General features: G+C 73.5%; 18 protein-coding genes. 11 read left to right on the forward strand and 7 right to left on the reverse strand.

The window, feature by feature from the left end; genetic code table 11:
• Positions 1–25: 25 nt before the first annotated feature.
• Complete coding sequence (locus ASG88_RS14015) at positions 26–1201, reverse strand: dipeptidase (RefSeq protein WP_056888048.1); 1176 nt, start codon at positions 1199–1201, stop codon at positions 26–28.
• Between the two features lies 1 nt (position 1202).
• A complete protein-coding gene (locus tag ASG88_RS14020) occupies positions 1203–1691 on the reverse strand; it encodes a glutathione peroxidase (protein WP_056888049.1) in 489 nt (162 codons plus the stop codon).
• A 75-nt stretch (positions 1692–1766) separates the two neighbouring features.
• Between ASG88_RS14020 and ASG88_RS14025 the strand changes: the two genes are divergently transcribed.
• Entirely contained in the window at positions 1767–4553 is a 2787-nt protein-coding gene (locus tag ASG88_RS14025) for a DEAD/DEAH box helicase (RefSeq protein ID WP_056888050.1), read from the forward strand.
• On the forward strand, positions 4550–5269 hold the full coding sequence (locus tag ASG88_RS14030; RefSeq protein WP_056888051.1) for an SWIM zinc finger family protein: 720 nt from the start codon (positions 4550–4552) through the stop codon (positions 5267–5269). The genes ASG88_RS14025 and ASG88_RS14030 overlap by 4 nt, the downstream gene beginning before the upstream one ends.
• A gap of 56 nt (positions 5270–5325) precedes the next feature.
• Here the strand turns inward: ASG88_RS14030 and ASG88_RS14035 are convergent, their stop codons facing one another.
• Complete coding sequence (locus ASG88_RS14035; protein WP_056888052.1) at positions 5326–5841, reverse strand: ferritin; 516 nt, start codon at positions 5839–5841, stop codon at positions 5326–5328.
• Positions 5842–5885: 44 nt separating this feature from the next.
• Positions 5886–6440, reverse strand: coding sequence for a TetR/AcrR family transcriptional regulator (locus tag ASG88_RS14040; protein ID WP_056888053.1), 555 nt, complete (start codon positions 6438–6440; stop codon positions 5886–5888).
• A 341-nt stretch (positions 6441–6781) separates the two neighbouring features.
• Between ASG88_RS14040 and ASG88_RS14045 the strand changes: the two genes are divergently transcribed.
• From ASG88_RS14045 to ASG88_RS14075, 7 genes are all read left to right on the forward strand, one after another.
• Positions 6782–7495: a TetR/AcrR family transcriptional regulator gene (locus ASG88_RS14045; protein ID WP_056888054.1), complete on the forward strand. Its 714-nt coding sequence runs from the start codon at positions 6782–6784 to the stop codon at positions 7493–7495.
• A 76-nt stretch (positions 7496–7571) separates the two neighbouring features.
• Entirely contained in the window at positions 7572–9128 is a 1557-nt protein-coding gene (locus ASG88_RS14050) for a carboxyl transferase domain-containing protein (RefSeq protein WP_082600509.1), read from the forward strand.
• Positions 9125–11116: a biotin carboxylase N-terminal domain-containing protein gene (locus ASG88_RS14055; protein ID WP_056888056.1), complete on the forward strand. Its 1992-nt coding sequence runs from the start codon at positions 9125–9127 to the stop codon at positions 11114–11116. The genes ASG88_RS14050 and ASG88_RS14055 overlap by 4 nt, the downstream gene beginning before the upstream one ends.
• Complete coding sequence (locus ASG88_RS14060; protein ID WP_056888057.1) at positions 11109–12035, forward strand: hydroxymethylglutaryl-CoA lyase; 927 nt, start codon at positions 11109–11111, stop codon at positions 12033–12035. The genes ASG88_RS14055 and ASG88_RS14060 overlap by 8 nt, the downstream gene beginning before the upstream one ends.
• Positions 12036–12039: 4 nt before the next feature.
• Positions 12040–13128 (forward strand): hypothetical protein, encoded by a 1089-nt coding sequence (locus ASG88_RS14065; RefSeq protein ID WP_056888058.1) that lies wholly within the window; start codon positions 12040–12042, stop codon positions 13126–13128.
• On the forward strand, positions 13125–14237 hold the full coding sequence (locus ASG88_RS14070) for a hypothetical protein (RefSeq protein ID WP_056888059.1): 1113 nt from the start codon (positions 13125–13127) through the stop codon (positions 14235–14237). Before ASG88_RS14065 ends, ASG88_RS14070 begins: the two co-directional genes overlap by 4 nt.
• The gene (locus ASG88_RS14075) at positions 14234–15454 is read left to right on the forward strand and encodes a hypothetical protein (RefSeq protein WP_235534855.1); all 1221 of its coding nucleotides are present in this window, start codon (positions 14234–14236) and stop codon (positions 15452–15454) included. Before ASG88_RS14070 ends, ASG88_RS14075 begins: the two co-directional genes overlap by 4 nt.
• 76 nt (positions 15455–15530) lie before the next feature.
• On the opposite strand, the gene ASG88_RS14080 is transcribed toward ASG88_RS14075, so the two are convergent.
• The 3 genes from ASG88_RS14080 to ASG88_RS14090 all read right to left on the reverse strand — a co-directional run bounded on the left by ASG88_RS14080 (position 15531) and on the right by ASG88_RS14090 (position 18326).
• Entirely contained in the window at positions 15531–16214 is a 684-nt protein-coding gene (locus ASG88_RS14080; protein WP_056888060.1) for an EcsC family protein, read from the reverse strand.
• Positions 16211–16753 carry a hypothetical protein gene (locus ASG88_RS14085; protein ID WP_056888061.1) on the reverse strand — a complete coding sequence of 181 codons (543 nt, stop codon included), beginning with the start codon at positions 16751–16753 and terminating at the stop codon, positions 16211–16213. The genes ASG88_RS14080 and ASG88_RS14085 overlap by 4 nt, the downstream gene beginning before the upstream one ends.
• A gap of 181 nt (positions 16754–16934) precedes the next feature.
• Positions 16935–18326 (reverse strand): calcium-binding protein, encoded by a 1392-nt coding sequence (locus ASG88_RS14090; protein WP_056888062.1) that lies wholly within the window; start codon positions 18324–18326, stop codon positions 16935–16937.
• 80 nt (positions 18327–18406) lie between these two features.
• Here ASG88_RS14090 and aat point away from each other — a divergent pair, with 80 nt between their 5' ends.
• Together aat and ASG88_RS14100 are read left to right on the forward strand one after the other, a co-directional pair.
• Positions 18407–19105 (forward strand): leucyl/phenylalanyl-tRNA--protein transferase, encoded by a 699-nt coding sequence (gene aat, locus ASG88_RS14095; protein ID WP_082600510.1) that lies wholly within the window; start codon positions 18407–18409, stop codon positions 19103–19105.
• A 118-nt stretch (positions 19106–19223) separates the two neighbouring features.
• Positions 19224–19682, forward strand: coding sequence for a hypothetical protein (locus ASG88_RS14100; RefSeq protein ID WP_056888064.1), 459 nt, complete (start codon positions 19224–19226; stop codon positions 19680–19682).
• The last annotated feature ends 17 nt before the right edge of the window (positions 19683–19699 follow it).

Below are 19699 nucleotides of genomic sequence, written 5' to 3' on the forward strand. Positions count from 1 at the left end.
CCAGTCCTTGTGGACGTGTGCTGCCTCACCCTGCCGGGTGGTCGAGGTCCTCGATCCGGGCCAGGCTCGGCCCTCGGTGCCGCTGGATCTCCCGGGCTCCCGCCTCGACGGACCGCATCACCCGCAGCACGTTGCGGCAGGTGAGCCGGGCCAGGTCGTCGGCGGACCAGCCGCGGTCGGCCAGCGCGGAGAGCAGCGCCGGATAGCCCGTGACGTCCTCGAGGCCGGTGGGGAGGACCTCGACTCCGTCGTAGTCGCCACCCAGCCCGACGTGGTCGATCCCGGCGACCTCGCGGACGTGCTCGCAGTGCGCGACGACGTCGGACAGGTCCGCGACGGGCTCCGGTCGGGCGGCGCGGTACGCCGCGTAGAACGGCGAGAAGCGGGCGCCGTCGGCCTCGGCGATCCCCTCCGCGGCCGCGGCCTCCACGGCACCGCGGTGCCAGTCGGCGCACGCCTGGTTCACGAACTTGGGGACGAAGGTGACCATGCAGACCCCGCCCTGGTCACGCAGCGACTCCAGCACGTCGTCGGGCGCGTTGCGGGGGCTGTCGGTCACCGCCCGCGCGGAGCTGTGGCTGAAGATCGCCGGCACCTCCGCGACGGCGAGGGCGTCGCGCATGGTGTCGGCCGAGACGTGGGACAGGTCGACCATCATGCCGATCCGGTTCATCTCCCGGACCACCTCACGGCCGAAGGCGGTCAGTCCGCCCGCGACCGGGCGGTCGGTGGCCGAGTCGGCCGAGGGGGTGTTCGCGTTGTGGGTGAGCGTCAGGTACTGCACCCCGAGGGCGTGCAGCTGGCGCAGGGTCCCGAGCGAGCAGTTGATCGAGTGTCCGCCCTCGGCGCCCATCAGCGAGGCGATCCGGCCGTCGGCCCAGGCCGCCTCGACCTCGTCGGCGGTCCGAGCCGGCGCCAGCCGGTCGGCGTACCGGGTGGTGAGGGCGTACGCCGCGTCGACCTGCTCCAGCGTCGCGCTCACCGCGTGGTCACCGGTCAGCCGGGTCGGGACGTAGACCGACCAGAACTGGGCGCCCACCCCGCCGGCGGCCAGCCGCGGCAGGTCGGTGTGGGTCGGGGTGCCGCCGACGCCGACGTCGAGGGCGTCCCAGTCGTAGCGGGTCTCCTCGCGGGCGGTCCAGAGCAGGTCGTTGTGCCCGTCGACGACGGGGTGCTGGGCGAGCAGCGCGGGGAGGTCCACCTCAGTCGAGGAGCGACTCGATGCGACCGACCAGCTGCGGGTCCTGCGGCTCCACGGTCGGGTTGAAGCGAGCGACCACGGCGCCGTCGCCGTCGACGAGGAACTTCTCGAAGTTCCACTGCACGTCGCCGGCCTTCCCCTTGTCGTCGGGAGTCCCGACGAGCTCGCGGTAGACCTCGTGGCGGTCCTCGCCGTTGACCTCGACCTTCTCGCTCATCGGGAAGCTGACGCCGTACGTCGCCGAGCAGAACTCCGCGATCTCCTCCGAGCTGCCCGGCTCCTGGGCGCCGAACTGGTTGCACGGCAGGCCGACGACGGTGAAGCCGCGGTGGCCGTACTTCTCCTGGAGCTCCTCCAGTCCGTTGTACTGCGGGGTCAGCCCGCACTTGCTGGCGACGTTGACGAGCAGGGCGGGGCGTCCGCCGGTGAGGTCGCGCAGGGTGCCGGGCGTGCCGTCGAGGCGGGCGAGGGGTGCGTCGAGGATGCTCATGGGTACGACGCTAGCGGCTGGCCGTGTGCACCTCGCCGCGGTGGGGTGTCGGTGTCGCGCGTTAGGTTGCGAGGCGTGAGCTTCGTCCCGGTCAGCGGTCCCGCCACCTTCCGGGCGGGCGAGCAGCCCCGCGACGGGACGGTGGAGTTCTCCGACGAGCGCCGCACGGTCAGTCTCCCGATGCGGGGGGCGCTCCCGGTGCTGACCCGGGCCCACTCGCAGCCCGACGTGCACCCGAGCGTCGCCCTGCTCAGCGGCGCCGCCCTGCTCGGCATGCGACTGGTCGCGGCCGGCCGGTTCGCCCCGGACGAGACGGGCACCCGCTGGCAGGTGTCCGGGCTGGACGCCTCCGACGAGGACCGGATCGCCCGGCTGGCCCAGGCCCGGGCCCGCGAGGGCCTCGACGTCGACACCGCCGAGGGCATCGTCCGCGCGGTGCTGGAGGCCGTGGCCGACGCCATGCCGCGCGCCGCTCCGCTGGCCACCCGTCGCAGTCCCGCCCGGTCCGTCGCGGCGTCGCCGGCCCCACCGCGGGTGGACCCCGACTTCACCCGACGTCTCGAGGAGCGGATCGCCCGGGCCCGCTCGCGCGGCAACGACGACCGGCCCCAGCTGGTCAACATCGCCCTGCGGGTGGAGGCCGACGAGGAGGAGCTGGTCGCGGGCACCGTCCGCCTCGTGCTCCAGGTCGTCGCCGCCGACAACGCCGCGCACGTCGCCGACGCGGCCCTGCTGTGGACCGAGGCCGACGAGCCGGGCAGCAGCCACGGCTTCGGCGACCGGGCCCGCACCCACGCCTCCATCGCCCTGCGGGCCGCCGCGGAGGCCTGGCCGGTGCTCGACCGGCTGCTGGAGCTCCGGGTGCCCGACCAGATCACCCTCGACAGCGACGAGCTGCTGAGCCTGCTCGACGGGGGAGCGCTCGCGCTCGACGCGATCGGGGTCCAGGTGCTGTGGCCGCGCTACCTCGACCGTGACGTGACGTCCCGGGTGGTGCTCTCCGGCCCGCCGGCGAGCCGCGAGGAGCCCCTCCAGACGGGGCTCTTCGGTCCGGACGCGCTCTTCGGGTTCTCCTGGCAGCTGGCGCTGCACGGCGACGCGTTGAGCGACCAGGAGATGGACGACCTGGCGACGGCGGCCACGCCGATCATCAAGATCCGCGACAACTGGACCATCGTCGACTCCGCCGTGCTCAAGCGGGCCCGCAAGCGCCTCATCAAGCGGGTGGCACCCGCGGCCGCGCTCGCCGCGACGCTGACCGAGGTCGTCCAGGTCGAGGACGTCGAGCACCAGGCGGTCGTCGGGGCGTCGTTGCTGAAGGTGCGCGACCAGCTGCGCACCGCCGCCGTGCGCGAGCCGATCGAGGTGCCGACGGGGCTGGCTGCGACGCTGCGCGACTACCAGCGGCACGGCTTCTCGTGGCTGGCCGAGCTCACCTCGCTCGGGCTCGGTGCCTGCCTCGCCGACGACATGGGGCTGGGCAAGACGGTGCAGGTCATCGCGCTGCACCTGCACCGGCACGAGGGGGCGGATGCACCCGGCGGGCCGACGCTGGTGGTGTGCCCGGCGTCGCTGCTGGGCAACTGGGAGGCCGAGATCCGGCGGTTCGCCCCCGGCGTACCCGTCCGGCGCCTCCACGGTGCCGGTCGCACGCTGGACGGGCTGGTCTCGGATCCGGACGACCTCCTGGCCCCGCTGGAGGGGGCAGCGGCGGGCGACCCGGGGTTCGTGCTGACGACCTACGGCACGATGCGCAACGACGCCGAGCAGCTCGCCGCGGTGCCGTGGGGGCTGGTCGTGGCCGACGAGGCGCAGCACGTCAAGAACGCCCAGTCCTCGACGGCGCGCGCTATGCGCACCATCCCGAGCGCGGCCCGGGTCGCACTGACCGGCACCCCCGTCGAGAACAACCTCACCGAGCTGTGGGCGATCCTCGACTGGGCGATCCCGGGGCTCCTGGGCAGTCGCAACGCCTTCCGCAAGGTGTGGGCCGCGCCCATCGAGTCCGGGCTCGAGCCGACCAAGGCGCGCCAGTTCGCCGACCTGATCGGGCCGTTCCTGCTCCGCCGCCGCAAGTCCGACCCCGGCATCGCCCCCGAGCTGCCGGCCAAGACCGAGACCGACCACCTCATCGGACTGACCCGCGAGCAGGTCGTCCTCTACGAGACCTACGTGCGCGACTGCATGCGCCGCATCGAGGAGGCCGACGAGGACACCCGTCGCGGCCTGGTGCTCAAGCTGCTCACCGGGCTCAAGCAGATCTGCAACCACCCGGCCCACTTCCTCAAGCAGTCCAACCCGCGCCTGTCGGGCCGCTCGGAGAAGCTCGACCTCCTCGACGAGCTGATCGGCACGGTCCTCGCCGAGGGCGGGGCGGCACTCGTCTTCACGCAGTACGTCGCCATGGCGCGGCTGCTGGAGCGCCACCTGTCCCGGGCGGGGGTGCCGCACCAGTTCCTGCACGGGGGTACGACCGTCGCGGAGCGGGAGGCGATGGTGGCGCGCTTCCAGGCCGGCGAGGTGCCGGTCTTCCTGCTGTCGCTCAAGGCCGGGGGCACCGGGCTCAACCTCACCCAGGCCGACCACGTCATCCACGTCGACCGCTGGTGGAACCCCGCCGTCGAGGAGCAGGCCACCGACCGGGCCTACCGGATCGGCCAGACCCGGCCGGTTCAGGTGCACCGGTTCGTCACCCAGGGCACGATCGAGGAGAAGATCGCCGAGCTCCTCTCCCGCAAGCGCGCGCTGGCCGACACGGTCCTGGGTCGCGGCGAGGCCGGTCTCACCGAGCTGAGCAACGCCGAGCTCCGAGACCTGGTGGAGCTGCGCGACCCGGGCTCGGGTGGCGTGGCGTCGCCGTGACCGGCGCGCACACCGTCACCCACCCGCGGATCCCGCCGCGTCGCGGCGGGGGTGCCGGCACGTGGTGGAGCAAGGCGTGGGGCCGGGCGGTGGAGGAGTCGGCCTTCGCGGTCGCGGAGCTGCGCCGCGGCCGGACCCTGGCCCGGGCGGGCGAGGTGGGCGCCATCGCGGTCGACACCGGGTCGGCCATCGCGGCGGTCAAGGACGGCGACGACGCCTGGACGGTCACGATCAGCGTGCCGCCCCTTGACGACCGCGACGCGGCGACCTTCGTCGAGCTGGTCGGTGCCGAGTCCGGGCGGATCGCCGCGCTGCTCGCCGGACAGCTGCCGCACGCCCTGGTCGAGGCCTGTGAGGAGGCGGGCATCGAGCTGCTGCCGTACGGCGGGGAGCTGGGCTCGACCTGCACGTGCGACTCGTGGCTCGACCCGTGCCCGCACGCGGTGGCCGTGCTCACGCAGGTCGGCTGGCTGCTCCAGAACGACCCGTTCGTGCTGATCCAGCTGCGCGGGTTGTCCCGGGAGGCGGTGCTGGCCGGGTTGCACGAGCTGACGATGGGGTCCGGTGGTGCTGCCGGCGGGGCTGGCCGGGCCGGCGAGGGCGCGGACCCGCGGACCGACGACCTCGCGGTGGCCGAGGACGCCGCCCTGCGCGCCGCCCGGATGCTGAGCGCGCTGGAGGCCGACCCGGAGGTCGACCTGGCGCGCTGGTGGTGAGGCCCGCCGGGGCGGGCGGTGAGGGCCGCTGAGGGCGGACGGCAGTGAGGGGTCGGTCAGGCCTTGGGCTCGGTGGTCGCGATCGGGCGCATGCCGAGCTCCTCGTCGAGGCGCAGCAGGCCGGGACCGTCGTCGTCGATCATGACCAGCCGACCGATGATCTCGCTGACCGTCGCCTCCTCCTCGATCTGCTCTTCGAGGAACCAGTTGAGCAGCGGGCGCGAGTCGAGGTCACCCTCGGACTCGGCGGCCCGGTAGAGGTTGCGGATCGACTCCGACACCTTCTGCTCGTGGGCGAGTGCCGCCTTGAAGGCGTCGAGCACCGACCCGCCGGTCACGCTGGGTGCCTGCATCGCGCCGATGGCGGGGTGGTTGTCCCGGTCGGCGACGTGGTCGATGAACCTGTTGGCGTGGACGATCTCCTCGTCCGCCTGGTGGCGCAGCCACGCCGACATCCCGGGCAGGTCCATCAGCTCCAGCTCGATGGCCAGCTGGCGGTAGACGAGGGACGCCTGGAACTCCAGCGTGATCTGCGCGTTGAACGCGGTCTCGAGCGTGTCACTGAGCTTCATGGCGCCAGCCTAATCGTGGCCCACACCCTCCGGGGTGAGCGGTCCTACGCGGGCGCGACCAGGGCGCCGAGGGCCATGTCGTGCAGCAGCCCGTGCATCTGGTCGTCCGGCAGCAGTCCGCTGTGCGGCGTGGAGTTGATGAGCCCGAAGGCCACGTGGGCCATCGCCCGGGCGCGGTCGAGGGTGAGGCCGGGGTGCACGCGGCGGAGCTCGGCGGCCCACACGTCGACGTACTCCCGCTGGAGCGCGCGCACCTGCTCGCGGGCGTCGTCGGCGAGCGAGGACCAATCGCGGTCCTGGACGACGATGAGAGCACGGTGGGCGAGGGCGAACTCGATGTGCCACTCGATCAGCGCCTCGACGGCCGCCGCCGGGCTCCCGGCGGCCTCCGCACGCTGGCGCCCGACACTCAGCAGCTCCTCGCTGATGGAGACCAGCATCTCGGCGAGCACCGCGTCCTTGCTGGGGAAGTGCTTGTAGAGCGCCGGTCCGGAGATGCCGCACGCCGCGCCGAGGTCGGCGACCGAGACGCCGTGGAAGCCCCGCTGGGCGAAGAGGTCCGCGGCGATGTCGAGGATCTGCTGGCGCCGCGGGGTCACCGGCCAAGGTTAGCGCCCGCTAACCGCGGTCCCCGGTGTCGTCCATGGTGTTCCTGCACACGTGCGCAGCTCTGGAGGTCGGCCGCGGTCGGTTCCCTGCGCAGGTGCGCAGCCATGGCAGCCACGGTGGACCCCTTCCCTGCGCACGTGCGCAGGGAAGGGCAGTAGGCCCGCCCGGATACCCGCGCACCTGCGCAGGGAAGGGTCGTGGGGCCACCCGCAGAGCCGCGCATCCGCGCAGGGAAGGCATCCAGGCCCCTCCGCATGGCTGCGCACGTGCGCAGGCGCGGTGCCTGTGGACAACGAGATGCGACTTCGGCCGGACGGGGTACGAGCCCGGCATGAGACCACAGAACCTGAGCTACTACGTCGAGGTGTACGCCGCCGTGGAGCGGATCGTCCTCCGGTCCGGCTGCGGAGCCGCCACGGTGCGGGCCGTCGCGGCCGAGGGCGGCCTGAGCGCCAGCACGGTCCGCTACTACTACCGCAACCAGTCGCACCTCCTGGCGTGCGCGTTCGCCGCGGTCGACGACCACTTCTCCCACGAGCTCGGTCGGCACCCGTTCGCCCCCGGCAGGCTCGGTCGCGGTGACAAGCCCCGCGTCGAGGACGCCGTCGACGTCCTGGCCGTCCACCTGCCCACCGATGGTGCCGGGCTGGAGCGGCTCCGCCTGCTCCACGCCTACAAGGCGTGGGGGCGGCACGACTGGGACATGGCGGTCACGGTCGGGGGCTTCGACCGACGACTGCTCGACCTGTCCCACCGGGTGCTTGTGGGCCTGGGCCTGCCGACCCCGCAGGCGCAGCGCCAGGCGAGGATCCTGCGCGCGGTCGTGACAGGGCTCGCGGAAGAGGTCGTGACGCTTGCGGGGCCTCCGGAGGGCGAGCCCGCCATGAGGCTGCCCGACCGGTTCACCGACCGCGGGGTGCGCGCCGCGTTGACCCAGCACCTCCGCGCGGTCCTGACCGAGCACCCGCAGGTCGTAGCCGACCCGGTCGACCCGTCGTACGACGATCAACGTCCTGAGGACCTGCCGGTCGACAGGGCAGGTTAACGATCGCTAACCTGACCTCGTGACCGACGCCAGCAGCGATCCCTCGAGCGGCCCCGCCCCCGCGGCCGCACCCACGATGCGTGACCTCGTCGCCGACCTCCGAGAGCGGTTGGCCGTCGTGCGCCAGGGTGGCAGCGAGGCGGCCCGGGCCAAGCACACCGGCCGCGGCAAGCTGCTGGTCCGCGACCGGGTCGACCGGTTGCTCGACCCGGGCAGCCCCTTCCTCGAGCTGAGCGCGCTGGCGGCGTACGGGATGTACGGGCGCGACGCCGACGACCTCAACGCGGTGCCGAGCGCGAGCATCGTGACCGGGATCGGCCGGGTCAACGGCCGCGAGGTCGTGGTGATCGCCAACGACGCGACGGTCAAGGGCGGCACGTACTACCCGCTGACGGTCAAGAAGCACCTGCGTGCGCAGACCGTGGCCGCGGACAACAACCTGCCGTGCATCGCGCTGGTCGACAGCGGCGGCGCGTTCCTGCCGATGCAGGACGACGTGTTCCCCGACCGGGAGCACTTCGGCCGGATCTTCTTCAACCAGGCCAACCTGAGCGCGAAGGGCGTCCCGCAGATCGCGGCGGTGATGGGCTCGTGCACCGCCGGCGGCGCCTACGTCCCGGCGATGTCGGACGAGACGGTGATCGTCAAGGAGCAGGGCACGATCTTCCTCGGCGGTCCGCCGCTGGTGAAGGCCGCGACCGGTGAGGTCGTCACGGCCGAGGACCTCGGTGGCGGCGACGTCCACGCGCGCAAGTCGGGCGTGGTCGACCACCTCGCCGACGACGACGCGCACGCGCTGGCCATCGTCCGCAGCATCGTCGACACCCTCCCCGCCACGTCCGGCTACCCGCAGCCGGGGCGTCGGCTCGAGCCCGGCCCGGTCGAGGAGCCGCACGAGTCGCCCGAGAGCCTGTACGACGTCGTGCCCACCGACACCCGCACGCCGTACGACGTCCGCGACGTCATCCGCCGCATCGTCGACGGCAGCCGGATGCACGAGTTCAAGAAGCTCTACGGCGAGACGCTGGTGACCTGCTTCGCCAAGATCCACGGCTACGACGTCGGGATCGTCGCCAACAACGGCATCCTCTTCAGCGAGTCCGCCCTCAAGGGCGCGCACTTCATCGAGCTGTGCAACCAGCGCGGCATCCCGCTGGTCTTCCTGCAGAACATCACCGGCTTCATGGTCGGCCGCGAGTACGAGAACCGCGGCATCGCCCGCGACGGCGCCAAGCTGGTCACCGCGGTCGCGTGCAGCGTGGTCCCCAAGTTCACCGTCGTCATCGGCGGCTCGTTCGGCGCCGGCAACTACGGCATGTGCGGGCGTGCCTACGACCCGCGGTTCCTGTGGATGTGGCCCAACGCCCGGATCTCGGTGATGGGCGGGGAGCAGGCGGCCAGCGTGCTGGCCACCGTGCGCACCGACCTCGAGACCGACGAGCAGGTCGAGGCGTTCAAGGCGCCGATCCGTGAGCAGTACGAGACCCAGGGCTCGCCGTACTACTCCACGGCCCGCCTCTGGGACGACGGCGTGATCGACCCCGCCGACACCCGCCGGGTGCTCGGCATGGGCCTGGCGGTGGCGGCCAACGTCCCGGTGCCGGACCCCTCCTACGGCATCTTCCGGATGTGATCGCCTTGTCCTCCTTCGACACCGTCCTGGTCGCCAACCGCGGCGAGATCGCCCTGCGCGTCATGCGCACCGCCCGGGCCCTGGGCCTGCGCACCGTTGCCGTCTTCACCGCCCCCGACCGCGACGCCCCGCACGTGCGGGAGGCCGACGAGGCCCTCGAGGTGCCCGGCTACCTCGACGTCGACGCGATCGTCGACGCCGCCCGGCGCAGCGGTGCCGGGGCGATCCACCCCGGCTACGGCTTCCTGTCGGAGCGGTCGGCCTTCGCCCGCGCGATCGAGCGGACCGAGACGATGGTGCTGGTGGGTCCCAGCTCGGGGGTCATGGAGGCGATGGGCAAGAAGGACGCCGCGCGAGACATCGCCGTGGCCGCCGGCGTGCCCGTCGTCCCGTCGTACGACCTCGACGCCGACCCCGCCGACTTCGCCTACCCCGTGCTGGTCAAGGCCGCCGCCGGTGGCGGCGGCAAGGGCATGCGCATCGTGCGTTCGCGCAGCGAGTACGACGCCGCGCTGGCCGCCGCCCGCCGCGAGGCGCTGAGCGCGTTCGGCGACGACACGATCCTCGTCGAGAAGTACGTCGAGCACGGTCGCCACATCGAGGTGCAGGTGCTCGCCGACCACCACGGCAGCGTGGTGCACCTCTTCGAGCGCGACTGCTCGACCCAGCGTCGTCACCAGAAGGTGCTCGAGGAGGCGCCCGCCCCCACGATCACCGACGCCCAGCGTGCGTCGGTCACCACGAGCGCCGTGGCCCTGTCACAGGCGGTCGGCTACACCAACGCCGGCACGGTCGAGTTCCTGCTGGACAGCGACTCGGGGGAGGTCTACTTCCTCGAGATGAACACCCGCCTCCAGGTCGAGCACCCGGTCACCGAGGAGGTCGTGCGGGTCCGCGGCGAGCGCATCGACCTGGTCGAGCTGCAGCTCCGGGTGGCTGCCGGCGAGCCGCTCGGCTTCACCCAGGCCGACGTCACCGTCGAGGGGCACGCGATCGAGGCGCGGATCTACGCCGAGGACTCCTTCGGCGGGTTCCTCCCGCAGGCCGGCACCGCCGAGCTGGTGCGGTGGCCGACCACCCCCTTCGCCGAGGGCGCCGCGGGTGGTCGACCGGGGTCGAGGTCCGGCCGTGTCCGCGTGGACGCCGCGCTCGAGTCCGGCCAGGTCGTGAGCTCGTCCTTCGACCCGATGCTCGGCAAGGTCATCGCCTGGGGCGCGGACCGCGAGGCCGCACGCACCGGGCTGGTCGACGCCCTCGACCGCACCGGCATCCTCGGCCTCACCACCAACACCGGCTTCGTGCGGGCTCTGGCGGCCGGAGCGGAGTTCCGGGACGCCACCATCGACACCGCGTGGCTCGACCACGCGACCGTCGAGGCGCCCGAGGCCGAGGTGGCCCTGGTGGCCGCTGCCTGGGTCGACGCGGTGCTGCACAGCCCCCGGTTCACCGACCGGCCCGGCGACCCGTTCGCCACCGACGGCTGGCGGGTCGCGGGCGAGCCCGCCCGCACGCTGGTCACCCTCGAGACGCCGGACGGGCGCCGCGAGCTGCGGGTCGACGTACCCGGCCACCGCGTCGACGATGTCGTCGTCAGCGAGCACCGCCTCGCCGACCACACGGCGGAGCTGTCCCTCGACGGCCACCGCGAGACGGCGTACGTCAACGCGACCACCCACAAGGTCGAGGTCGCCCACCGCGGCCAGCGCCACTCCTTCGAGCGTCCCGACGCGTTCGCCGACCACGGCCCCGCGGCCGGCGACGGCACCCTGCTCGCGCCGATGCCGGGCACGGTCCTCGACGTCCTCGTCACGGTCGGGCAGGAGGTGGCCGCGGGTGAGACGCTGGGTGCCATGGAGGCGATGAAGATGGAGCTCGCGCTCACCGCGCCCTTCGCCGGCACGGTCACCGAGGTCAACGTCGCGCCCGGCCAGCAGGTCCCGCTCGGCGCCGTCCTCCTCGTCGTCGAGGAGGGAGATCTCGATGGTTGAGGTGCGAGCGGAGCGAGCCTCGAAACCGCTCCCGAGCAGCGTCACGATCTACGAGGTCGGCCCCCGCGACGGCCTGCAGAACGAGAAGGCGGTCGTCGCGACCGAGGACAAGGCCGAGTTCGTACGCCGCCTGGTCACCGCCGGCCTGCCGGTCGTCGAGGCCACCAGCTTCGTCCACCCGAAATGGGTCCCCCAGCTGGCGGACGCGGCGGACCTGATGACGATGCTCGGCGAGGAGGGCCGGGCCCACCCCGTCCTCGTCCCCAACGAGCGCGGCCTCGACCGGGCCCTGGAGCTGGGGATGAAGCACATCGCGATCTTCGGCAGCGCCACCGAGACCTTCGCGCAGAAAAACCTCAACCGCAGCCTCGACGAGCAGTTCGCGATGTTCGAGCCCACCGTGGCCCGGGCCCGCGCCGCCGGGCTCGACGTCCGTGCCTACGTCTCCATGTGCTTCGGCGACCCCTGGGAGGGGGCGGTGCCGGTGGACCAGGTGGTCTCGGTGGGCAAGCGCCTCTTCGACCTCGGCGCCAGCGAGCTGAGCCTGGGCGACACCATCGGCGTCGGCACGGCCGGCCACGTCAAGGACCTGGTCCACGCCTTCGTCGGCGCGGGCATGCGCACCGACCAGCTCGCCATGCACTTCCACGACACCTACGGCCAGGCGCTGGCCAATGCCTTCTCCGCGCTCCAGGAGGGGATCACCACCTTCGACGCCAGCGCGGGCGGCCTCGGCGGCTGCCCCTACGCGAAGTCCGCGACGGGCAACCTGGCCACCGAGGACCTCGTGTGGATGCTCACCGGCCTCGGCATCGAGCACGGGGTCGACCTCGACGCGGTGGTGGAGACCAGCGTGTGGATGGCCGGACGGCTCGGGCGCCCCAGTCCCAGCGCCGTCGTACGCGCGCTGGCAGGATGAGCCCATGAGTCGCGTCGTCTACCTCCACATCGGCGCCCCCAAGACGGGGACGACCTACCTGCAGGACCGGCTGATGCTCAACCAGTCGTCGCTGTCGGACCACGGGGTGACGATCCCGACCAAGAACCGCTTCGTCGACGCCGACCTCTTCCACTTCCGCGCGGCCCTCGACCTGCTCGAGCAGGACTGGGGCGGCACGCCCGGTCACGCGCAGGGCGCGTGGGAGACGATGGTCAAGCGGGTGCACCGCTCCAGCGGCACCGTCATCATCAGCCACGAGATCCTCGCCCCGGCCAAGCCGGACAAGATCGCCCGGGTCATGAACGACCTCGAGGGCAGCGAGATCCACGTCGTCTACTCCGCGCGCGACCTCGGCCGCCAGCTCCCGGCCGCCTGGCAGGAGAGCATCAAGCAGGGTCGCAAGTGGACCTTCAACCGCTTCCTGACGAAGGTCGAGCGGGGCCAGACGTGGTTCCGCAGCGCCATGGACCTGCCCAGCGTGCTCAGCAACTGGGGCGCGAAGCTGCCGCCCGAGCGCGTGCACGTCGTCACCGTGCCGCACGACCGCGGCCCGACCGGCAACGAGCTGTGGTTCCGCTTCTGCCGCGCCTTCGGCATCGACCCCGCGTGGGCCCCGCTCGACTCCGAGCGCGCCAACCGCAGCCTCGGCATCGCCGAGACCCAGCTCCTGCGGCGCCTCAACCGGCGCCTCGAGCTGCCGATGTGGCGCGACGCGACGTACGACGGACTCATCCGCGAGCTCCTCGCCCAGGAGGTGCTGGTCAGCCGGGACTCGATCCCGGTGCGCCTGCCCCCGGACCGCTTCGACCACGCGGAGGCGCAGGCCGAGCTGTGGATCGACTGGATCAAGGGCAGCGGCGTCGACGTCATCGGCGACGTCGAGGACCTGCGTCCGCGCCGGCCGGAGCCGGACGCCGCATGGCGCAACCCCGACCGGGTCAGCCCCAAGCTCCAGCTCGGTGCCGCCCTCGACGCCCTCACCGTGATGACCCGCGAGGCCGCCGAGCGCACCGCCGCCGAGACCCCGGTCCGGCGGCTGCGCGACCAGGCCCGCCGGCTGCGCGAGCGGTGAGCCACGCCGCGGCCGCACCGGCCGCCGGGAGCCCCGGGGCCGCGCGAGCGTGGGGCTGGGTGGCCCACCTGCGCCACGGCGGTACGACGCCCTGGTCGGCGTGGACCGGCGAGGCACCGGCCTCCGGGCGCGTGCTGCCCGGCGCCCAGCAGCTGGAGCTCCTTCGCCGGCTCAACCTCGCCGCCTCGGCGCCGCTGACCCCGGACCTGGCGCACCGGGTGCTGACCGCCGCCGCCCCCGGCCGCGGCAAGCCCGACCTGGCCCTCGTCGGTGTGGCTGGCTCGGCCCACGGTCCCCGGCCGGTCGACCCCGTGACCCTGCCCGCGGACGAGCTGGTCCGCGTCGCCACCAGCGTGCTCGCCGAGGACGTCGTCCGGATCGGCCTCCCCCGCGAGCCGCGCGGCCTGCCACGACCATGGGCCCGCCACCACCGGGTCGCCGGTGACCCCATCCTTGCGACGGCCGCACGAGGGGCGCTGGGCCCGCGCCGCCTGGGTCGCGGCCGGATGGTCGTCATCGGGGCCCCGCTGGACCAGATGCTCGCCGACGTGTGGACCCGCCGGTGCTTCGAGCGCGGCTCGGGAGCCTGGCTGGAGTGGCTGCGGTTCTGGCAGCAGCGCGGTCAGCTGCCGCCCCGCGTCGACCTGACCGCCGTGGCCGAGCGGCACGCGGCCTCGCCCGGGGGAGTGGTCGTCGTCCTGGACCCGACCGCGCTGCCGCACGCCCTCGGCGTACGACGCCTGCCCCCGGCCCACCGCCCCGGTGCCGACGCCGCCGAGCTCGCGCGCCGCATCGCCACGGTCGTCGGGCTCCTGGTGCCGCCGGACGAGCGGGCGGCCCTCATGTCGCGCACCGTGTGGCCGCGGATGCCGGTCACCTCGATGCCGCCGGTGAGCGTCCCCGACGAGCACCGGGAGTGGGTGACGCGCGCCGCCGAGCGGATGGCCCGCCAGCTGCAGCGGGCTGGCTACCCTGTCGTCGGCGATCCCGCCGCCGTCGCCCCGGTCCTGACCGGCGAGACCCCGGCGCCGGAGCGCCCCGACGCCGCGGTGCTCGAGCTCGCGGTGCGGATGCTGGTGGACGACGACTGGACGAAGGAGGCGCGGTGACGACCCCTCCGACGGCCGCGGCGCCCACCCCGACGGCCAAGCGCGTGCTGCTGCACGTGGGCACCCCCAAGACCGGGACGTCGTACCTCCAGGACGTGCTCTTCCGCAACCGCGAGGTGCTGCGCGGGCACGGGATCCTCTACCCGGCCGACCGGTTCGACGGGCACTTCCTCGCCGCGCTCGACCTGATGCGGCTCACGTGGGGCGGGCTCGAGACGCAGGCCGTCGGCGCCTGGGACCGGCTCGCCGAGCAGGTGCGCGCTTGGCCGGGCACCTCGATCATCAGCCACGAGATCCTCTCGACCGCCTCGCCCATGCAGATCGACCGGGCGATGACGTCGTTCGGCGAGGGCGTCGAGGTGCACCTCATCGTCTCCGTGCGCGACCTCGTCCGGCAGGTCCCGGCCGAGTGGCAGGAGAACGTCAAGCACCGCAGCCTCGTCTCCTACGCCCACTTCCTCGAGATGATCCGCGACCCCGCGCGCGACACCCGGATCGGCTCGTGGTTCTGGGGCGCCCAGGAGATCCCCGACATCCTCGACCGCTGGGGGGCGATCCTGCCGCCCGAGCAGGTCCACCTGGTGACGGTGCCGCGTCCCGGCTCGGCGCCCGACGAGCTGTGGCGGCGGTTCAGCCACACCTTCGGCCTCGACGGCATCGACCTCGACCTCACCCCCGAGCGCGCCAACCCGTCCCTCGGTGTGCCCGAGACGGCCCTGCTGCGGCTGGTCAACAAGCGGGTCACCCCGGTCGTCGACCCGCCCGACTACCGCCCGCTGGTCCGCGAGCTGCTCGCCCACCAGACGCTGTCGCGGCGTACGTCGAGCGCCCGGCTCGGCCTCCCGCCCGCCACGCACGCGTGGGTCCAGGACCTGTCGCGGTCCTGGATCGCGGAGGTCGAGCAGCGCGGGTACGACGTGGTGGGCGACCTCGCCGACCTCCTCGGTGCCCCCTCGGAGACCTTCACCGACCCCGACACGGCACCCGCCGACGACCTGCTGCCGGCCGCGCTGGACGCGATCACGGCGCTGCTCGTCGAGGGCTCCCGGCTCCGCGAGTCGGAGGCCAACCTCGCCCGCGAACTGGAGGAGGCCCGCCACGAGCTGCACCTCGCGCGTCGTACGACCGCCGAGCGGACCGTCCAGGCGCTCGAGGCGCGGCCGTCGGGACGCAAGGCGCTGGGCGCCTACCGACGGGTGCGTGGGCGGCACCACTGACGGGCGCCGCTGAGGGGGCCTGCTGACCGGGCCCGCTGGCCGGGACTGCCGCCCGGCCGGCGCCAGGGGTCCGGCGTCAGGGCCGGTTGTTGCGCGGCAGCAGCTCGCGATCGGCGTACCGGCCGACCCGCCACGTCGCGTAGCCGTCGGCACCCATGCCGACCATGCCGCCCACGATCGGCACCCGGCGGCCGACGCTGGTGGCCAGCCGCTTGCCGGCGACCCGGGTGAGGAGGTCGGTGGCCACCACGGCGGCGATGATGCCGTCGAGGTGGGCGTCGTGCGCCGGCGCGGTGGCGAGGGCCATCGGGGGCGCGGGGAGCTTGGACTGCCGCACCATCGCGGTGACGGTGTCCTCGCCGAGCAGCGTCATCAGGATCGCGTTGCGGACCCGGGGGTCGTCGAGGTCGTGGCCGCGCAGGTGCGCGATGCCGGCGATCATCCGGCACTGGAGCAGCGTGAGCCCGGCGATGTTGGCCGGGATCGCGACCGCCGCGGTGACGAGACCACCGACGTTGGTCAGGAAGCCCTGGGCGCCGGCGAGGCGCACGTGGTTCTCGATGACCTCGTGGACCGCCCGCTCGACGTGGCCCCGCTGCTCCTTGAGCTGCTTGTCAGCGGCCGCCGCGGCCGGCGGGAGGGGACCGACGCCGTCGATGGCCCGGTTGAGGGACTCCCGGACGAAGGTGGTCGTCAGTCCGGGCGCGATGTCGGAGATCCTGGGGGCGAGGTGCCGGCCGACGGATCCCTTGATGCTCATGCTCCCGATATTACGGACCCCGGTGCAGCCCGTCGGTGCAGCGGCCACCAGTGCCGCTCGCCGAGCGCTTCGGCGGCGGCGGACGGGCCGAGCCACCGGCCGTCCGACTCCTGCGAGTCCCGCCCGGTCCTGGCTGCCCCGTCGGGCTCCGCGCTCCGGTCGACCGTGCCGCGCCAGACCGCGAAGTGCGCGACCGGCGCGGGCCACGGGTAGTCGGCCGGCGGGTCCGGCACGGTGTTGCGCACGAATCCCAGCGGTCGGAGCCCCGTCGTGCCGACCGGGACGGTGGCCAGCAGTGCGTCGAGGGCGCCGGCCCGGGCGGCGGCCACGCCGTCGGTGACCCTCGCGGTCGGCAGGTCGAGGCCCTTCCCGTCGGCGCGTGGAACCACCCACACGTCCTCGCCCGAGGTCACCAGCAGCCGGACGACGGCGGTCGGCTCCGGCGCCGGCTGAGCGGAGAGCACCACGTCCGCCCGGCCGCCCGGGGGCAACCACGGGCACGGGTCGTGTCGTACGACGACGACCTCGCGCTCGCTCATGGCCGCGAGGCTAGCGGGGACTGCGCTGGTCGGCTTCCCTGCGCACGTGCGCAGGAATGGGCGTGGTCCTGCCCTCAGAGCTGCGCGGGTGTGCAGGGATGCGCCGACGTCGCGGCCCCAGAGCTGTGCGGGTGCGCAGGAAGGCGGCCCCCCCGCCGCCCCGGCCGGCCGAGCCCCGACCTCAGCGGCGCCGCTCACAGTCCTGGGCGCGCTCGATGCGCACGCAGGTGTCGCGTCCCGAGGAGCCGGTGGCCCGGTCGCGCCCGCGGCCACCGTCGAAGAAGTCCCGCCCACCGGTGCCGCTGAAGACGTCGTCGCCCCCACGTCCGAAGGCCCGCACGGACCGGCCGCCGAGGACCCGGAAGCTCTCGTCGGCGGGGGTGCCGAGGAAGGTCCAGTGCGGGTGCCCGCCGCTGACCTCGAGCCGCTCGACCTCGGAGTAGGCCAGCCGGGTGGTGGAGCCGGTGAAGGTGATCCGGCGCCGCGGCAGGTCCACGCGCACGCGCTCGCCCTTACCGAAGGCGCGGCTCAGCCCGAGGTCGAGGAGGTCGCGACCGCCGTCACCGTCGATCTCGGTGCGGAAGCCCGGCCGGAGGTCGTAGTTGATCTCGTCCTTGCCCGCGCCGGCCGACACGTCGACGGCACCCTCGGCGTCCACCGAGTCCCGGCCGGGGCCTCCCCGCAGCTCGCCCGACGAGATGGGCGACGTCGTGAGGAAGTCGCGATCCCCCTGGCCCGACAGCACGTCGGTGCCGCCGCTAGAGATCATTCCGTCCCGCCCGTCGCCGCCCACGGCGACGTCGTCGCCCCCGTCGAGGGCCGGCAGGGAGGTGGTGAAGCCGAGGCCGCCGTCCACGACGATCCGGTCGTTGCCCGCACGGCCGTCGACCACGTCGTCGCCGTCCCCGGCCTGGATCAGGTCGGCGTACGGCGAGCCGGTGATCCGGTCGCCGAACGCGCTGCCGACGACGCCGGCCGGCCCCTCGACCACGATCGTGTCGGTGCCCTCGCCGGTGGCCGTGCCAGCGGTCAGGTCGACGACGACCGGACCGGCGGCGTCGGTGTAGACGACCCGGTCGTAGTAGGCGAAGTCCACCGGGTGGATGTCGAGTGCCTGCCGGTCGGCGCCCAGGTCGACGTGGTCGTCGCCTGGCCCGGGGGCGACCAGGTCGGACGAGTAGCCGTTGTCGATGGAGTACTGCCCGTCGAACCCGCCGAAGAGGCGGTCGTCCCCGGGGCCTCCGCCGAGGGTGTCGGGTCCGCCGAGGCCGCAGATGACGTCGTTGCCGCCGGCCCCGTCGATCGTGTCGCGGCCCGGGGTGCCGACGATCACGTCGTCCCCGGGGGTCCCGACGACCGGCGCGGTGTCGTAGCCCGTCGCGGGCACCACGATGGTGGCGGCGCGGCCCTCGCAGGTCGTCGCCGCGGCAGCGTGGGCGGGCGCGACGAGGGCTGTGCCGCCGAGGGCTGTGCCGAGGGACAGGACGCCGACGGACAGGGCCGCGGCGAACGTCGGCCTGAGCGTCGGCCCAAGGACCGGCGTGAGCAGGATGGTGAGTGGGCTGTTTCGCATGGTGTCCTCCGAGATCAGGTGCCGGGTGGGATGCCCGCCGGGGGCGCAAAGTTGTCGACGCGTTGGCTACCGTGCCCACCGTGACCCCCGTCCAGCCCCCCGACACACCCTGGGTCTTCCCCGACCCGGAGCTGTGGGACGCCGAGGACGACCTGGTGGCGGTGGGGGCCGACCTGGAGGCCGGCACCCTGCTCCGGGCCTACTCGCACGGCCTGTTCCCGATGCCGATCGGTCCGCCGCAGGACCCGATGGGCTGGTTCTCGCCCGTACGCCGCGGGGTGCTGCCCCTGGACGGGCTCAAGGTGTCGCGGTCGCTGCGACGCTCCGCCAAGGACGTCGAGATCCGCGTGGACACGGCCTTCGAGGAGGTCATCGACGCCTGCGGTGACCGCCGCCGACCCGACGGCTGGATCACCCGCGACGTGCGGGCGGCGTACTGCGAGCTCCACGAGCTCGGCTGGGTGCACTCGGTCGAGGCGTGGCACGAGGGGCGCCTGGTGGGCGGGTTGTACGGCGTGGCGATCGGCGGGCTCTTCGCCGGGGAGTCGATGTTCCACCGCGAGCGCGACGCCTCCAAGGTGGCGCTGATGGGCCTCGTCTCGCTGCTCTCCGACGAGCACGCGGAGGACCGGCTGCTCGACGTGCAGTGGCAGACCCCGCACCTCGAGAGCCTCGGCGTGGTCGAGCGGTCGCGGTCGGCGTACCTCGCTGACCTGCCGGTCGCTCTCCACCTGCCGCTGCCGGCCGCCTTCGGCCCCCGCCCGCCGTCCCGCGCCTGAGCCGCAGGACGGGGAACGGGGAACGGGGAACGGGGCCCCGCGACAGGTGTCGAGCAGGGGCGATGGGGCAGGCTGGGGGACAGGCACCCGCGCCGCACCCACTCGTCAGGAGAGCCCCATGAAGTCTGCACTGCTCGCCGCCTCGCTCGTCCTCGTGGGCGGCACGGCCCTCGGCTGCAGTGGTGGAGGTGGGGGCGCCGGCGCCCCGACGGACGCCAGCGAGGAGGACTACTGCGCGGGCTACCAGAGCCTCTTCGACGACATGTCGACGATGGCTGACGCCACCGACGCGGAGATCATCGCCCAGATCAAGGACTGGGCGGCGACGATGGAGGAGACCGGCACCCCCGAGGACATGCCCGAGGACGCGCGCGCCGGCTTCGAGACGACGATGACCCTCATCGACGACCTCGACGACGACGCCAAGCAGGAGGACTTCGAGAAGATCGACGAGGACCTCACCGAGGACGAGACCGCGCAGGTCGACGAGTTCGACACCTACACGACCGACACCTGCGGCTCCCCGATGGACAACCTCGAGGTCCCCGAGATCCCGACGGAGACCCCGAGCCAGTAGGACGCACGACGGGCCCC

The sequence above is a fragment of the Nocardioides sp. Soil777 genome, from assembly GCF_001428425.1.
Lineage (GTDB): Bacteria > Actinomycetota > Actinomycetes > Propionibacteriales > Nocardioidaceae > Nocardioides > Nocardioides terrigena.

Bases quoted from the DNA above. Each gene is read 5' to 3' on its own strand.
- ASG88_RS14080 (WP_056888060.1), bottom strand. From the start codon at position 16,214: ATGAGCATCAAGGGATCCGTCGGCCGGCACCTCGCCCCCAGGATCTCC.
- ASG88_RS14035 (WP_056888052.1), bottom strand. From the start codon at position 5,841: ATGAAGCTCAGTGACACGCTCGAGACCGCGTTCAACGCGCAGATCACG.
- ASG88_RS14100 (WP_056888064.1), top strand. From the start codon at position 19,224: ATGAAGTCTGCACTGCTCGCCGCCTCGCTCGTCCTCGTGGGCGGCACG.
- ASG88_RS14065 (WP_056888058.1), top strand. From the start codon at position 12,040: ATGAGTCGCGTCGTCTACCTCCACATCGGCGCCCCCAAGACGGGGACG.
- ASG88_RS14085 (WP_056888061.1), bottom strand. From the start codon at position 16,753: ATGAGCGAGCGCGAGGTCGTCGTCGTACGACACGACCCGTGCCCGTGG.
- ASG88_RS14050 (WP_082600509.1), top strand. From the start codon at position 7,572: ATGCGTGACCTCGTCGCCGACCTCCGAGAGCGGTTGGCCGTCGTGCGC.
- ASG88_RS14020 (WP_056888049.1), bottom strand. From the start codon at position 1,691: ATGAGCATCCTCGACGCACCCCTCGCCCGCCTCGACGGCACGCCCGGC.
- ASG88_RS14090 (WP_056888062.1), bottom strand. From the start codon at position 18,326: ATGCGAAACAGCCCACTCACCATCCTGCTCACGCCGGTCCTTGGGCCG.
- ASG88_RS14045 (WP_056888054.1), top strand. From the start codon at position 6,782: ATGAGACCACAGAACCTGAGCTACTACGTCGAGGTGTACGCCGCCGTG.
- ASG88_RS14060 (WP_056888057.1), top strand. From the start codon at position 11,109: ATGGTTGAGGTGCGAGCGGAGCGAGCCTCGAAACCGCTCCCGAGCAGC.